Origin of the sequence: Bradyrhizobium sp. 62B (assembly GCF_030272265.2) — a bacterium.
GTDB lineage: Bacteria > Pseudomonadota > Alphaproteobacteria > Rhizobiales > Xanthobacteraceae > Bradyrhizobium.
Genome location: NZ_CP092842.1, coordinates 135847 through 149846, shown reverse-complemented (window position 1 = coordinate 149846; position 14000 = coordinate 135847). Strand labels below are relative to the sequence as shown.

The 14000-nt window shown below is 57.6% G+C and carries 13 protein-coding genes and 1 pseudogene; 6 read left to right on the top strand and 8 right to left on the bottom strand.

The annotated features are described in order from the left end of the window. Positions 1 to 270 precede the first annotated feature (270 nt). Positions 271 to 1386, bottom strand: a complete 1116-nt coding sequence (locus tag ML401_RS35640; protein WP_285813160.1) for a hypothetical protein — start codon at positions 1384 to 1386, stop codon at positions 271 to 273. A 28-nt stretch (positions 1387 to 1414) separates the two neighbouring features. Continuing rightward, a complete protein-coding gene (locus tag ML401_RS35635) occupies positions 1415 to 2467 on the bottom strand; it encodes a hypothetical protein (RefSeq protein WP_285813159.1) in 1053 nt (350 codons plus the stop codon). Positions 2468 to 3544: 1077 nt separating this feature from the next. On the opposite strand from ML401_RS35635, the gene ML401_RS35630 reads away from it, so the two are divergent. From ML401_RS35630 to ML401_RS35605, 6 genes are all read left to right on the top strand, one after another. Further along, positions 3545 to 3988: a hypothetical protein gene (locus tag ML401_RS35630; RefSeq protein ID WP_285813158.1), complete on the top strand. Its 444-nt coding sequence runs from the start codon at positions 3545 to 3547 to the stop codon at positions 3986 to 3988. 1 nt (position 3989) lies between these two features. Further along, positions 3990 to 4400: a hypothetical protein gene (locus ML401_RS35625; protein WP_285813157.1), complete on the top strand. Its 411-nt coding sequence runs from the start codon at positions 3990 to 3992 to the stop codon at positions 4398 to 4400. Then, entirely contained in the window at positions 4397 to 5158 is a 762-nt protein-coding gene (gene sctJ / locus ML401_RS35620; protein WP_285813156.1) for a type III secretion system inner membrane ring lipoprotein SctJ, read from the top strand. Before ML401_RS35625 ends, sctJ begins: the two co-directional genes overlap by 4 nt. A 707-nt stretch (positions 5159 to 5865) precedes the next feature. Then, complete coding sequence (locus ML401_RS35615; RefSeq protein ID WP_376717436.1) at positions 5866 to 6492, top strand: FliH/SctL family protein; 627 nt, start codon at positions 5866 to 5868, stop codon at positions 6490 to 6492. Between the two features lie 62 nt (positions 6493 to 6554). Further along, positions 6555 to 7844, top strand: coding sequence for a FliI/YscN family ATPase (locus ML401_RS35610; protein WP_285813367.1), 1290 nt, complete (start codon positions 6555 to 6557; stop codon positions 7842 to 7844). Then, positions 7832 to 8329, top strand: a complete 498-nt coding sequence (locus ML401_RS35605) for a YscO family type III secretion system apparatus protein (RefSeq protein ID WP_376717435.1) — start codon at positions 7832 to 7834, stop codon at positions 8327 to 8329. Before ML401_RS35610 ends, ML401_RS35605 begins: the two co-directional genes overlap by 13 nt. A gap of 576 nt (positions 8330 to 8905) precedes the next feature. Here the strand turns inward: ML401_RS35605 and ML401_RS35600 are convergent. The 6 genes and pseudogenes from ML401_RS35600 to ML401_RS35575 form a co-directional block, all read right to left on the bottom strand. Then, the gene (locus ML401_RS35600; RefSeq protein WP_285813154.1) at positions 8906 to 9970 is read right to left on the bottom strand and encodes an EscU/YscU/HrcU family type III secretion system export apparatus switch protein; all 1065 of its coding nucleotides are present in this window, start codon (positions 9968 to 9970) and stop codon (positions 8906 to 8908) included. A 6-nt stretch (positions 9971 to 9976) separates the two neighbouring features. Beyond that, on the bottom strand, positions 9977 to 10762 hold the full coding sequence (gene sctT / locus ML401_RS35595) for a type III secretion system export apparatus subunit SctT (RefSeq protein ID WP_285813153.1): 786 nt from the start codon (positions 10760 to 10762) through the stop codon (positions 9977 to 9979). A gap of 74 nt (positions 10763 to 10836) precedes the next feature. Beyond that, on the bottom strand, positions 10837 to 11097 hold the full coding sequence (locus ML401_RS35590; protein WP_285813152.1) for an EscS/YscS/HrcS family type III secretion system export apparatus protein: 261 nt from the start codon (positions 11095 to 11097) through the stop codon (positions 10837 to 10839). Further along, the gene (gene sctR, locus ML401_RS35585) at positions 11094 to 11756 is read right to left on the bottom strand and encodes a type III secretion system export apparatus subunit SctR (protein WP_285813151.1); all 663 of its coding nucleotides are present in this window, start codon (positions 11754 to 11756) and stop codon (positions 11094 to 11096) included. The genes ML401_RS35590 and sctR overlap by 4 nt, the downstream gene beginning before the upstream one ends. Continuing rightward, positions 11753 to 12733 (bottom strand): FliM/FliN family flagellar motor switch protein, encoded by a 981-nt coding sequence (locus ML401_RS35580; protein WP_285813150.1) that lies wholly within the window; start codon positions 12731 to 12733, stop codon positions 11753 to 11755. Before ML401_RS35580 ends, sctR begins: the two co-directional genes overlap by 4 nt. Positions 12734 to 13788: 1055 nt before the next feature. Continuing rightward, positions 13789 to 13984: pseudogene (locus ML401_RS35575) on the bottom strand (DUF2130 domain-containing protein); the annotation flags it as partial. Positions 13985 to 14000 lie beyond the last annotated feature (16 nt).

Below are 14000 nucleotides of genomic sequence, written 5' to 3'. Positions count from 1 at the left end.
GTGTCATCGCTTTAAGTCGCGCTGGGAGACGCGTCGTCCTCCTTGAGACATGTCTCGCGCCTGGTGCAGAGCAGGTGGAGAAAGGCGAGCATGATGTTCGCAGATCGGACTACCAATCTGCGTATCGGCACGCCTGTCGGAACAGGTACATGATTCATGGACTGATCAACTTGGATGAGGCAGCAGAGGAGGCTTACATTGGGGCCCGTGCCAGCTAGCAGACTCGCGGGGTTTGCACGCAGGACAGTAATCGCTTGATACAGCGAGCATCTAGCGCATGTCGATGATCCTTGTTCTAGCGTCGTTATCAAGGTGAACCATTTCGCCCAGTCTATTTAACACATCCTGGCTGACTGCATCATGAGAGTTCACGCTATCTCTTTCGTCTTCCGCACGGGCTTTCGCCTTGACGCTATCGGCTTCATGCCTTTCTTTGTCTTCCTGATAGTGGGTCGCTCCCATGGTCAGACCCGCGCCGGGAATCTTGGCGCCGTCACTCGCGATACCGCTTAGACCGCTCCATTTCATGAGTTGAGTTTGCGCTTCCGTTTGGGCGCGCGTAGCGCGGGCAAACATTTCGGCGTCTATGACATCGGGTCGCGGTGTCGTCTCACTGCGGCGGCGGGGCGTTCCACCTTCAGGTGCTTCGATGCTGTGCATTTGTTCATCCGAGGCATCAGCTCGCGCTCTCGTCCCACCGCAGAGGTGGGACGTTTCGGTTTCGGGTGCTTCGATAGGTTGCGTGTGCGCATCCATGAATTCGGTTGTGGTCCCACCGAGGCGGTGGGACGTTCCAATTTCGGCTGGTTCGATGGGCTGCATTTGCCGCGCGCTATCGTGTGGTATGTCCAGCGCCGAATCAGGAGCCGGAAGGCCGCTGGTCCTCGTTTTAAATGCATCGTTGAACCTTGACTGACTTTGTCTCGCGCCGTTCAGGCTTAGACCGGCGCCAGCCATTGCGCCGACCGAGGTGACCATGACGCCAAATAATTGGCATAGGCCTGAATTGCGAAGGGCCTTGGCCCCGGCCCGTAGGGCGGTGACGTCCGTGTTGACTGCCGCCCAGAGGCTGTGGCGAGCGGCGTTGCGGAATGTTTTGTTAAGGCGGACAATGAGGGCGGCTATTGCTGAGCTGTTGGTATCCGAAGCCAATTGCGGTACATTAGGTTCGGGCTCAAAACGCGTCTTCTTGATGGAAGAACCTAAATGCGAGGAAGAGTTAGTGCGATAACGTGCCTCAGCACCCTGCTCGGCTCCGATTGTACCCCTCAGCGCGCACTCGTTATCGTCGGTCACAGATTGCGTGCTCAACGTGAATTGACGGTCCGTCGCAGGCTCCAGCCCGTATATGTCGGCCCCACTTGCGCGTTTGATAGTCACCATCATGCATCCATATCTTCTTAGCCGAGGGGTGCTAGTTTGCGTTCGAGTTGCGGATGAGGCGTTCGTTCAACGCGTAATGACTCTCAATGGCGTCAGCCGCCCTGTGAGTGAGCATCGCTTTATGTTTGAGCAGCTGCTCAACGAACTCCAGTCCATCGGTTTGCAGACGGGTCAGTTCCGTAACGCGGGCCCGATCCATTAGCATTTGGGACCGCGCGTCACTGGCCTGCTTCTGCTGAACCCCCGCTGCAACTGCGGCAGAGCTCGATGCCAGCGATGACACGCCTGCGCCTACGTTAGCGAAGGTCTGAACGAACTGTCTCACATTCAGGATGTTTGCAATGGCCAGCGTCGGGATATTTGATGCGGCAGTCGCTGCACCCGAAAAGGAGGCGCCAATGATCGCGACTGATACAGTCAGTTGAATAGCGAGAGTGATGATCACCGCCAACTTGTTCGCCTTGTCTTCGCCCATTGCATTATCTTTCATGAGCCTTTGTGCGATGGCCTGAGTCATCTTGTCGACAACGCCCGTCTCCGAGAGGACTGCCATTCCGACCGACACTGCGGCCGCTACCCCAGCTAGCGCTCCGCCCGTGATAACAGCGGCAGCAACCGCCAGGCCAACGGCCAGCCATCCGAAGATCTTCATTATGCGAGATCTCTTTTTTGACTTCTGCACGTATGTTGCGGCTTCTTGAATGTTGCGCGAGATCAGCCGGTGCAATTGGTTTTGCTCCACGCCCAAGAGCCGGACATCCTCAATTCCGATTGCGGCCAATTGGTCAGCAAAGCGTGCATTGACCGTGAGGATATCAGTCATTAGGCCAACTTCATCAACGCCGCGCAGGGCTGGCAAGCTATGCGTTGTTGTTCCCATAAGTGCGTCTGCATGTGCCGGTAGTGTGCCAGTTGCCAACTTGCCTGCGCTGGAAAGCGCGGCGTGAGTACCGTCAAGCGCCTGCTCGCGCCACAGTCCGGTTTCAGAGCTGAGTGAGGCTGCGCGGTTGATACTAGTCATTTCTGAGGCCCCGTTAATCTGGAATGGATTGTGACGACCGTCCGCAATGCGAATGCGGGTCATTGGCCGCCACCGTGGTGTGCACACGCGTCGTGGAACGATGGTGATGCATTTGCGGCCGTTGTGACCACACGCGGTGCGCCGCGGGCTGGTATGATCGGAGCGCACGCGTTTACGGCGCCCGCGAAATCTTGGCAGGATCAAGTGTGTGGTAGTGGACCGTATTGTCCTATTCCTGCCATTTGGAGCAGCGCACCCCGTCAGGGTGAAGCCGTTGAGACGATGCTGAGGTGGCGCGGTCGACGCATTGCGGGCACTCTTGCTGACAGCGATGCGGGTGCTAGCCTCTCGGATGGGTGCTCGCGGCCGGTACGAGTGCAGGTCGAAATAACGGTCGACAAGTAGGTGTCCGCAGTTGGTGTATTTGGTGCTGCGCTTCAACATCTCGACATTTTTTCTCGCGGCAAGCAAGTTGCGCCAATGTGCCGGTTGATGACGCGCTGCCTGGGCTAAGTCCATCGGGCGGGCTTCGTAGTGTATCGCGGCTGGACGTGACCGGTCGGGGGCATGTCGGCGGATCCTGGTCTGCCGTCGGGTATCGTGGCGCCGTCCGAGGAGCCATCATGTGATCGAACAAAGAACGAGAGCGTACCGCCTCAGCGAAGCGTTCGCGACGATCTACGACGAGAGCGTCTGTAAAGGAAATATTCGTTCGTGATAGTGATATAGAGTGTTCCGATGGCACAACGGATCTTGGCGGCAGCTAAGCAGCGATCCGCAAGCGCAGCTGGTTGATCTACGATACAATGATCGAACGTAGTCGACGTTGCGTGACGTTGGTGGTTACCATTCCATTGCGTTTCGAACCGAGCGAGCCGCGGATCGCCTTTTGGTAGTGGCGCCGGGGCGTTCGGGCCGGGTCCCCGGTCATTCGCAGGTGGTATGACGTCATCTCCCACTCGCGGTTGCGGCACGCGTGCAAGCGAGCTAGGTCCCTAGCGCCTGTATTTGTCTGCCGTCATATGCTGTTCGGTGACGCCGTATCCGAGACGGATGGCAATGTGACAACGACGGGTGTGCACGCACCGAACGCTCGGTGACGGCGGATCGGTATTTGAAATGACAAGAGGACATTAGTTGATGAGGCCGGATGACAGCGTCAAAGAGAGGTTTGAAAACCGCTCGTATTTCCCTTCGGCACAAGCGAACAAGATCCGGGTGCAGCTTTTGCGACATCTGACCGGTGCCGCTTTGTTGGCCTGCAGTGCTAACGATCTTGTGCGTGCACGGCAGATTGTGAAAGGCCTTCGCATAGTTGCACCGGACGGCCGGCAGGGAATCATTGCCGAAGTCATCACTGAGCTGACCGCTGATAACATCGAGGCGGCCCTTCGATGCGTGGGGCCACTTGCCGCCGCCAACGACCCTTATGGTATGATCTTTCAGGCGCTAGCCTTAGGTCTTGCTGGGCGTGTGAGGGAGTGTGAACAAGTGCTTAGCCGTACTTCGCATGGCGATCCAGCAATTGACGAGCTTCGTAGAGAGATGAGTAGCATTACCCAAAAGGCCAATTCGGGACGATAGCATGACAATCGGCACGAGCAGAATCGTTGCTACCGGAGACACGCTGAAGGAAGACGTGTCGGTTGCGTCAAAGGTGTCGAGTGATGCGGCCGAGGCCTTTCGCATTGCGTTGGATGGACCGGCGGTTGGGGCACAGAGCAGCGGCCTTCCACCAACGTCTGTGACGGACAAGAGGCGGGTTAATGATGTTGCCACCGTATCTGGTGGCCACTTGATGGGACTAGAGAGGTTGGAAAGCGCAATGGGGAGTATGACCACGATTGCGCAGAGGGCAGAGTCTGCGAAACTCGGCACAACTGAGTTGTTCGACTTGCAGCTCTCGCTGTCAGTCGCAACCGTGCGGTACGAAATGGCGACCAAAGTGGTAGGAAAGGTCGCACAAACGCTCGATGCGTTCCTGATGAGCCAATGAACGACGGTCAGCGAGTGTGGCGGCAGGCCGTCATTGGTGCTGCCATGTGTCTCATGATGTTGATCCTTGCGGGCTGCGCAGCAAAGGTCGAGCTCTATCGCGACCTTTCGCCGCATGAGGCCAATGAAATGCTTGCCTTGCTCATGCGGAGCGGCATCGACGCAGAGCGGATGGCAGATCGCAACGGTACCGCGTCGCTGATCCTTGCAGCTCGGGACTTCCCGCGTGCCATGAGTGTCCTGGATAACGCCGGATTACCCCGGGAGCATTTTACCGATCTAGGCACTCTCTTCAAAAAAGAAGGGATGATCTCATCACCGACAGACGAGCAGGTAAGGTTTCTGTATGGCGTCACTCAGGAGTTGTCGCAGACACTGTCTCGCTTGGATGGCGTGCTTAGCGCACGGGTCCATGCCGTTCTACCTGAATATGGAGTTGGCGAACGCATGGCGGCTGCTCCTGCTAAAGCTGCGGTTCTTATTCGTCAAAAGCCGGGTGCCGGCATCGATCAGCAGCAGGCAAAGATCAAGGACCTTGTCGCGCACAGTCTTAAGGGGGTGTCTTACGAGAACGTGGCCGTTATGGTCGTCGACGCGAGCGAGGAGCTCGCTGAGGTATCATCGTCTGCGAATGTTACCGAAGGAAACGGCCTGACTAGCCTCACGATCGGGCTTGCCGGGGTAACAGCGGTATCTCTGCTTGGCAGCGCAGCGCTCGTGCTTCATGTTCGGCGCGGGCGATCAAGGCGCATATCGTGAAACAGTCGGGCGTCACTGAAAGGTCCGGCTATGGTTAGGCAATCGGTCGCAGCGGGCTCGCATGTTTGGCTTGAGACACCTTGGGCGGGCGCGATGATGCGCTGCATCGCCGATCCTGCTGCCAGTCTCGATGAGGCGGCTCTCGCGGATGACTGGCAGGTCTGGAGTCTTTTGAGGCAGGCTCAAGCGGACCCATTCGCCCGCCTAAAACTTGGAAAATGGTTGCTTAGCGGACAACAGCAGGACGTACCTGCCATTATTGCGGCGAGCGACATGCCACGAATCCGGCTCGCATTTCTCCCCACGCGAGATGCAGTGTGCCTTGTGCACTTCGCTGCAGCTTGGCTCGGCATGCCCGGTCTCGTTTCGCTTCTGCGCACGAAGGATATTGTGAATGTTCGAACCACTCTTGGAGAAGACGCCTACGCGTTCGCATTTGACGCTACCCTGCAGCCCCGCCCATCCTCCAAACTGGTACTTGCAGTCGGCGCTTCGGACCAGCCGAGTGAACCGGCCGCATTGCTACGCTGCGGAGCGGCATTGTTCGGCCTCGCAATGGGTCCAATTCCAGAAGGACTACAGGCCCGATTGCGGCTACGCAATCCGGGGGCAGTCTGGCTGCCTGCTGCGGAGTCCTGCTGTGCGGCCGATGCTGGCCAGGACGCCTTTCAAGCAATACTGCGCATAATACGCATGAGGTTGCCCACATGGTCACATTGGTTCAACTGACGTCGGGAGCGGTCAGCATTGCTGGACGAGGGCGCGTCTTACCTGCTGCTACCATGCAGCGGCTCATGACCGCAGAGCAGGTGCTTGCTCAGGCACGGCGCGAGGCGGAGGAGCTTGTCAGTGAGGCTCGCGGGGCGGCCAGCATGATTCAGAAAGAAGCCAGGGAAGCCGGAGGTCAGGCAGCTCAGGCGATAATCCAGGAACGTTTGATAGTGCTGGCCATGGAACATCAGCGACTCATGCACGAAAGTAGGGATCAAATCATCGAGATGGGACTGCAGATCGCCCGCCGGATCATTGGCTCGGTGGATCCTGCGGAGGCGACATTACGCATCGCTTGGCGCGGCTTGCAATACGTGAGAGACCGCTCGACCATCCGGCTGCGGGTAGCACCGTCAGTCGCGCAAGAGGTTCGCCAGCGCCTGGGCGAAATTGCTTTGAAAGCCCCATCGCCCAACATGATGGAGGTGGTCGCTGACTCCCGCATTGAAGATGCCGGATGCATTCTCGAGACCGACGCTGGACGGATCGACGCGACCATTGAGAGCCAGCTAGCTGCGATTGAAGCAGTATTGCGCGAGCCCGCAGAAAGCGCGAAGCCGTGAGGTCTGGCAGCTCCAGAGGTGCTACGGCCTGCGAGCTTGATGGCTTCTTTAAATCTGCCAGCATCAAGATTGATCGGGCGGAAACCCTGCATTTCCGGGGCCGGGTTGTTGAGATTGCCGGGACAATTATACGTGCGAAGGTACCTGGGGTGCGAGTGGGTGATCTCTGTGAGTTGGTGAAATTCGAAAGCGGTCATAGGATTCCCGCCGAGATCGTGGGTGTTGAGAATGATATTGCTATTCTGACACCTCTTGGGCAAATGCAGGGCCTGTCTACCCTGACGGAGGTCATTCCAAAGGGAGAGCCTCTTCTGGTGCCTGTGGGGGAAACGTTGCTCGGCCGGATTGTTGATGGCTTAGGCCGGCCTCTCGACGAATCGACTCTTGGTCCGCTGATTGCGGAAGCGCATGTGCCTGCTCATAACAACGCATTGGGGGCCTTGAAACGGCGGGTGGTTTCTCAGCCATTTCCGGTCGGTGTACGCGCAATTGACGGGCTCTTGACCTGTGGTGAAGGCCAACGCATCGGTATTTTTGCTGCTGCAGGCGCCGGCAAGAGTACTCTGCTCTCGATGTTGGTGCGGGGCGCCGCTGTTGACGTCAATGTCATCGCGTTAATCGGCGAACGTGGCCGAGAGGTGCAAGAGTTTGTACAAGACATTCAAAGCCAAGGGCGCGGGTCGAGATCGATCTTTGTGGTAGCTACCTCTGACCGTCCGGCCATGGAGCGTGCGAAGGCGGCCTATGTGGCCACAGCTCTCGCCGAATGGTTTCGGGACAAAAGCCAACGTGTCTTGCTCGTTATGGACTCGCTGACGCGCTTCGCGCGGGCGCAGAGGGAGATTGGGCTGGCGGCGGGCGAATTCCCCGCCCGTCGTGGTTTCCCCCCATCGGTTTTTGCAAACCTGCCGCAGCTGTTGGAGCGCCCCGGTAATAGCGATCGTGGCTCCATAACGGCGTTTTATACCGTACTCGTCGAGGGCGATGACATGACTGAACCCGTTGCGGACGAAGCGCTCTCCATTTTGGACGGTCACATTGTTCTGTCGCGGTCATTGGCAATGTCTAATCATTATCCCCCTATCGACATTTTGACGAGTACCAGCCGCATCATGAGCAGAGTGGTCTCCCCTCAACATCAGGAGATGGCGCGAACAATGCGGGTGCTATTGGCCAATTATCAGGAGCTTGAAGTTCTGATCCAAGTTGGCGACTACAAGAAGGGAGCAGATCCGGACGCTGACGAGGCGGTCGCCAAAATCGACGGCATACGAAGGTTCCTTCGACAGTCAACTCGTGAGCAAATCAGCTTCGAAGCCATGCTTAGCGAGCTTCAAACGTGTCTAAGCTAGTTTCGAAAACCGTCCTCCGCCTTCTGGACTTGAGAAGGGTACGGCGTGATCGCGCCGAGTCTATCTTACGAGAGCGGCAATCAGCGCTCGAAGATGCTATCGCGGGCGCCGAAGCCGCTCGGAGAACTCTGCGACAATGGCAGGAAGATCGTTCTCACTTAGAGAACTTGTTTCGGCATTGTTTGATCGGACAATGGGTCCTGCCCACCGAGCTTGCACGACTGAGGGCGGCTATCAGCTTCCTGCATAGCCGTGAACGACTGTTGGAGGAGCAGAGTTGTAGCGCCCTGGCCGAGGTCGACGACGCCAAAACGACGCGCCAAGAGGCTCACCAGCTTTGGCGTGAAGCATACAGGCGGTTCGATAAGTGTGAGCGCCTGCTAAGCGCGTTGGATGATGGCGTTCAGAGCGAAGATGAGGAGATGGCGGAGGTCGGCCTATATCATGCTGCGCAATCGAAATTACGTCGCAGCCGTCGCGCGTAGTCGGTCCCGGTGTAGTGCCGGATCGGAGCTTTGGATCACTGCGTGTTCGTGTTTGGTACCAGGCGGCAAGTGGGACCACCATGGGTCGATGGAGCGGATAGTCTTTGCCGTTTACGGCTCTCGGAAGGTCAGGGCCATCTGCGGTTCGGCGACGCGTGCGGCTGAGCGTTTGTTGGTCGACGTTCATCCCTCAAAACGGGTTGGCGATCGCGCTATTTGCGCGGCGGTAGCAGCAGGAAGGGCGAGCCCGGCGCTTTCGGACTGCCCCTGGTGCAGATCGAAGAAAGTCGTCAGTAGGTATCGGATCAATCGGTCCTGATTCATCCGAACCGTCAGAAAAACACGGCTCGAATGGGCCTTCGGAGCGGTTGTTGGCAAGTCCGAGCTTGAGCTGCGGCGTCAGAAAACGCCGTCCTGCCGCCGCTTGCGCCTCGGACCAAGGTATGACCTGCTAGGCGCACAAAAACTCGCTGGTTAGTCGTGTGCGTATGCTTCCTGCCTTCGACAAATCGTAACACTCTTAACCCGCTTTTAGTTGGACTCCGGGGCCTTCCCTGCCCTCAACAAATAAGGAGGCTAGCGGTCAGGTTGTTTGTCGGTACCCGCGGCGAACCGCCTGAGGGTCCGCAAGACAGCGGCGACATCTTCAATCAGATGTACGGGAATGTAGTGATTGACCATGCCGTCCTCCAGCAGCGCGCGCGCCAGGGACTTATTCTCCATGACTGGTACTCCGGCGGCGATTGCCGCATCGATCATTCGGCGCGCAAGAACATTAGTCCCGATCGCTTCGATCAGGGGCAGCTGAGTGGTCTGCCGGTCGTAGTAGATCGCGACTGCAATATGTGATGGATTGGAAACCACAACTGTAGCTGCGCGTGCTTTGGCCAACTCATCGGCCTTCAGCCATTCCCGGCGAATGCTCCCGCGTTTCTGCCTGATCGACGGGTCTCCCTCATCTTCCTTCAAGTGGCGCTTTACATCTGCAACCGACATCTTAGACTTGCGTCGAAAAAGCCAGCGTTGCAGCACTAAATCCGCAATAGCCACGATGATCCAGGTCACGCTCGCCCAGCCCGCAACTTGAAGTAAGAGGCCCGCCGTCATGTAGCGCAGGCACGATATGCCGCAGAGGGGGGTCCACACGAGCGCACCAGCGTCTCGTGCGATCACAATAACTAGAACAAGACCGAGGCCGACGACTTTTACGAGTGACTTTGCGAGTTCAACAAAGCTGGATAACGAGAAGAGCCGCCGTATGTTATCTTTGGGCATTAGGTTCTTGAATGACGCTCCCATCGCCTTAGCTGACAATACCGCCCCTCCTTGTATGAAGTGGGCACACAGGCCGATGATCAGGAGAACGCCGACAACGCTGATGCTAACGCTCAGTATTTCACGGAAATAGAAGTGAAGTAGGTGTGGCGCGGCTGCGCCAAAGTTTTCTCCCAGGAATGATGGAGCGAGCAAGATGGCGGCCTTCAGGCGGTCAATGAGACTTGACATAGATGCGTAGGACAGGATGAAGGCACCGACCACCGTCGCAGCCGACACAATCTCTTGGCTCCTGGGAACTTGCCCGATTTTACGAAGCTCGCGCAATCTCTGCTGGGTTGGCTCCTCGGTACGTCGATCTGACATGGCGCATCACTTGGTGAGGCGAGTGACAAACGCGATGGGTGATGGCGCGTGATTGGCCGCGTCGGACAAAACGATCGTGAGCGAAAACATCAGCAACAGAAGGCCGACGATGCTTTTGACTGACATGGCGGCGTAGAAGACTTGTAGCTGCGGCGCGAATCGTCCGATCAATGCCAAGCCAAACTCGCTAAGAAACATGGCCACGATGGCTGGACCAGAGATCAGCAAGGTCAGCCGCATGATGTCGTCTGCGAGCGTCAAGGCGTCGCTGATGAAGCGTGGACCGAAGCTAGGTTGAAAGCTCCACAACGGCCACATCAGGTAAGAGTGATAGAGGGCTGCCAAGAGGTCGGATAACCCGCCCGTGATGATTAGCCAGGCGGTATAAAGTGTGCTCATAAAAATTCCGATCGGCGAGGTCTGATGGCCCGTTGTGGGATTTACTTGAGCCTGTAGCGAGGCGCCCCGCTGCTCGTCCACGAAAGAGCCGGCGGCTTCCATGGCCCATATAGCGGCAGAAACCGGCACTCCGAGCGCGTAGCCAAGTAGAAGTTCCTTGCAACTGAGGCCCAGCATCCGAAGTGCACTGACTTCGAGGCCAGTCGGCTTTGCGCCAGCGACATGGGCCATAACGGGCAAGGCCAGTGCAATGGTTACGCCGCCGCGTGCAAGGTGTGGCATCATATGTCGCCCGAATATCGGGACGACCAGAAACATGCCTATGAGGCGGGCGGTTGCGATCGCAAGAACTCCAACCAGACGAGGCAGATCCAGGAGGTCCAGTGGCGGCATGAGACCAAGTGACAGTTAAGGGATCCAATTGGCGTCCGGAAGGAAACCAGAAGGGCTGCCTGCGGCTCTCATGCCTACATCGCACCGATGCGGTCGAACATCTGCATGGTATAGCTACCAAGCTGTTCGAACCAATCCGCGGTCGCCAGCAGCACAAAGCTCACACATACCAGCTTCACGGCGAACGAAGGCGTCTGGTCGTGCACTTGCGTCACGGCCTGAAGTACCCCGACAATGAGCCCGCTCATTGTAGAGGCGAGGACGGCTGGCGTGGACAAGATGAGGGTGAGCGTGAGCGCGTCGAAGGCGGAGCTGGTGAGAACTGCGGAGTTCATGGTGTGGAGGACGCGTATGAGAGGGCCACTCCGTGGATAAGCCGTTGCCACCCATCGACAGCAACAAACAAGAAAAGCTTGAAAGGTAACGATATCGGCATCGGTGACACCATTGCCATACCCATCGCCAGGAGAATGTTCGAAACAATTAGATCGACGGCGATGAAGGGAAGATACAGCAAGAAGCCGATCTTGAAGGCGCTTTCCAGCTCTGAGGTTATGAAAGCGGGAATCAAGATAAGAAGATCCTTGTCGGTTACCGTTGCCGAATTATCCGTGCCCCACAGTTCGCGGGTCATGTTCACGAAGAACTGGCGATTGTTCTGGGAGGCGTGCTTCGTCAGGAAGTCGCGTACGGGATTCGCAGCCGCGGTAATCGTTTCGCCAAGAGTTTGGATAGTGTCGAAGGCGATCGGTTTGTCTTGCATCGCGTTATACGTGCTCAGGGCCACAGGCTGCATGATGTAGACCGTTAGTAAGATAGCTATCGCGTTGAGAGCCATGTTCGGCGGAATGTTTGGCGTGCCGAGAGCATTGCGGACGAGGCCGAGGACGACAGCGAGCTTGACGTAAGAAGTGAGGCCGACTGCAAGAAAGGGGATGACTGCGACCGCGCCCATCAGAACGATCAGCGAAGTCGGTTCGGGCCAGGTGCTCATTGGGCCGCCCGCGTTAAGCGCACGTCCAGTAAGCGTACGCCCGTCCGCTCAGCGATTCGCACGAGTTCGCCTGTGGCGACCAGTTGCCCGTTCACCCGTAAGCTCACGTTGCACGTTGCATCAAAGCCGAGATCCACGATCTGTCCTATAGCGAGTTCGCGAAGCTGGCCGAGCGGCATGGCTATGCGTCCGGCATCGACAACAACAGTGACTTCAACGTTGTCAAATGAATCGGATGGCGTGTCTGGCTGGTCCATCGAATGATCCGCGGCTGAAAGTAAGGTAAGTCGGCAGCTCGTCAGTGCGCCACGAAAGCTGCATCTGTCCGAGAGGTACACTAGAACGATCAGACCCCCAGTTTCCGTAAACGGGGAGTCATCGAGAAGGATGGTATCGCCCTCGGCGAGTTGCTGCATTTCGTCGAAGGTCAGGTTGATCCGAGCGATGCGCAAATCGAGAGTCAATGGCAGATCATCGAGCAGTGCACGATGCACGGGCATGGTGGAACAGCAGCGGGCGATCAACTGTAGTCCGCCGGCGTCACATTCGACGAGGCCAAGGTGATCGTGAGGGTGGTTGAGGCGAACGACCACAAACGCAAAAGAAAGTGGGGCCACGTGGTCAGAACACCAGAAGGGCCGCTGACCGCACCATTGTTCGACTTGGGCCGCAATTTCCTGCAGGAAGATGTCGAACAATATCAGTCGTAGGTCGTCGGCCGGAGGGAGCGCGTCGATTTCAGGCCAGTGTTGTTTGGCGGCTTGGGGAAGCAGCGTTGAGTCAAGTGCGAGGCGAAAAGAGCAGCCTCGCAAGGTCATGAGCACGCTCGTCTTGCCGAGCGTATGGGACGGCAGGACTGAGCTGAGCATGTGGGCTTTGACATCGATTCCGCTAAAGGAGAAGGGTGCGGGAAGGCGGACCGCAATGCGCGCGATTGCGTCAACGTCCGCTGGTTGATAGCAGGGAAGATCGATCATGTGTTCTTCTCGGGTGTGCGTCTCGGCGCTGACCCGTCAAGGCCCGGCTTTGGTGTTGCTTCTACTGACGCCCCGGACGGCCAACCAGAGCTGCTATGATATGCAGCCGACTCTGGTCGACGCACGCGATAGCGCGCCAGAGTGACAGGGACTCTCGCGCAATCCATTAGGGTTTGACGGAAAGATACCCGATGTCACCCCGGTGAATGAAAGACACTCAAAAAGCGCTTTCTCAACATAATCGTCGGAGGGTCTAACGCATTCAGAGTCTCACTAGGGATGAGGAGTTGGATGCCGCTCGTAAAAGGCCAAGCGCCCTCACCGATCGAAATCTCAGTCCCTCATTGGGCTTAATGCGACCAAGAGGCAAATAGTCTATCGATATCAGGCTAGCTGTCGGTGTTATGGAGCATATGAGCTTCGAAACGTCTAGAGCGAGTTGGGTCAAATTGAATCGTAGGGATTCCCAAAGGGAGAGAACCGTGATTCATCCTTGAGGCTGGGAGGAGGCCGGCAGGGATGGCGCATGGAGAGGCTCTTCGCATTCGGGTGATCAAGGTCGTCGTTGAGGATGGCTTTTGCGGAACGAGGCGGCCCGTCAGGATCGCGAGCGCGATCCGCTGGGTGAAGGCGTTCGAGGAAACACAGCGCACGGCGGCTTTGCCGACGGGCGCAGACCGGCGCTCTGTGCTGAAGCCGCATCGGGACTGGCTCCTCGAACTTCGGCGTAAGCAGAACCATCTGACGCTCGATGCGATCCCGAGCGACTGCTTCGCAGGCACGGCATCGAAGCCGACAAGTCGATGCTGTCGCGCTTCTTTGCCGGTGAGGGCGTCAGCTTCGAAAGCCCCGTGCGCGCCAGCGAACAGGATCCCCTCGACGTCGTTGAGCGCCAGCAAGCGTGGCGGTGCGCGCAAAGCAGCCTTGGCGGTTGGCTCATCTTCCTCGACGAGACCTGGACGACGACGGCGAATGAGGCGTCGTCGCCTGGGCCGATGTCGGCACACGTGCCTTGAGCCATGCGCCGCACGGACATTGGAAGACGACGACGTTCCTTGCGCGAGCGCGTTCGCCAGCGTGTCGCGCTCTTTTTGCACGGTGCTGAGCGCCTCGGTGACGGCGAGCTTCTGAGAAACCTCACTCGCCTCCAGCTTGGACTTCAACGCCAAGATTTCGGCATCTTTAGCTCCCGCGATCTTCTGCATATCGCCGTTGACCTGGGGGCTTGGCCAATTCGATGGCGCTCTGCTTTGCTTATCCGTTGAGT

Bases quoted from the DNA above. Each gene is read 5' to 3' on its own strand.
- ML401_RS35640 (WP_285813160.1), bottom strand. From the start codon at position 1,386: ATGATGGTGACTATCAAACGCGCAAGTGGGGCCGACATATACGGGCTG.
- ML401_RS35635 (WP_285813159.1), bottom strand. From the start codon at position 2,467: ATGACCCGCATTCGCATTGCGGACGGTCGTCACAATCCATTCCAGATT.
- ML401_RS35630 (WP_285813158.1), top strand. From the start codon at position 3,545: ATGAGGCCGGATGACAGCGTCAAAGAGAGGTTTGAAAACCGCTCGTAT.
- ML401_RS35625 (WP_285813157.1), top strand. From the start codon at position 3,990: ATGACAATCGGCACGAGCAGAATCGTTGCTACCGGAGACACGCTGAAG.
- sctJ (WP_285813156.1), top strand. From the start codon at position 4,397: ATGAACGACGGTCAGCGAGTGTGGCGGCAGGCCGTCATTGGTGCTGCC.
- ML401_RS35615 (WP_376717436.1), top strand. From the start codon at position 5,866: ATGGTCACATTGGTTCAACTGACGTCGGGAGCGGTCAGCATTGCTGGA.
- ML401_RS35600 (WP_285813154.1), bottom strand. From the start codon at position 9,970: ATGTCAGATCGACGTACCGAGGAGCCAACCCAGCAGAGATTGCGCGAG.
- sctT (WP_285813153.1), bottom strand. From the start codon at position 10,762: ATGCCGCCACTGGACCTCCTGGATCTGCCTCGTCTGGTTGGAGTTCTT.
- ML401_RS35590 (WP_285813152.1), bottom strand. From the start codon at position 11,097: ATGAACTCCGCAGTTCTCACCAGCTCCGCCTTCGACGCGCTCACGCTC.
- sctR (WP_285813151.1), bottom strand. From the start codon at position 11,756: ATGAGCACCTGGCCCGAACCGACTTCGCTGATCGTTCTGATGGGCGCG.
- ML401_RS35580 (WP_285813150.1), bottom strand. From the start codon at position 12,733: ATGATCGATCTTCCCTGCTATCAACCAGCGGACGTTGACGCAATCGCG.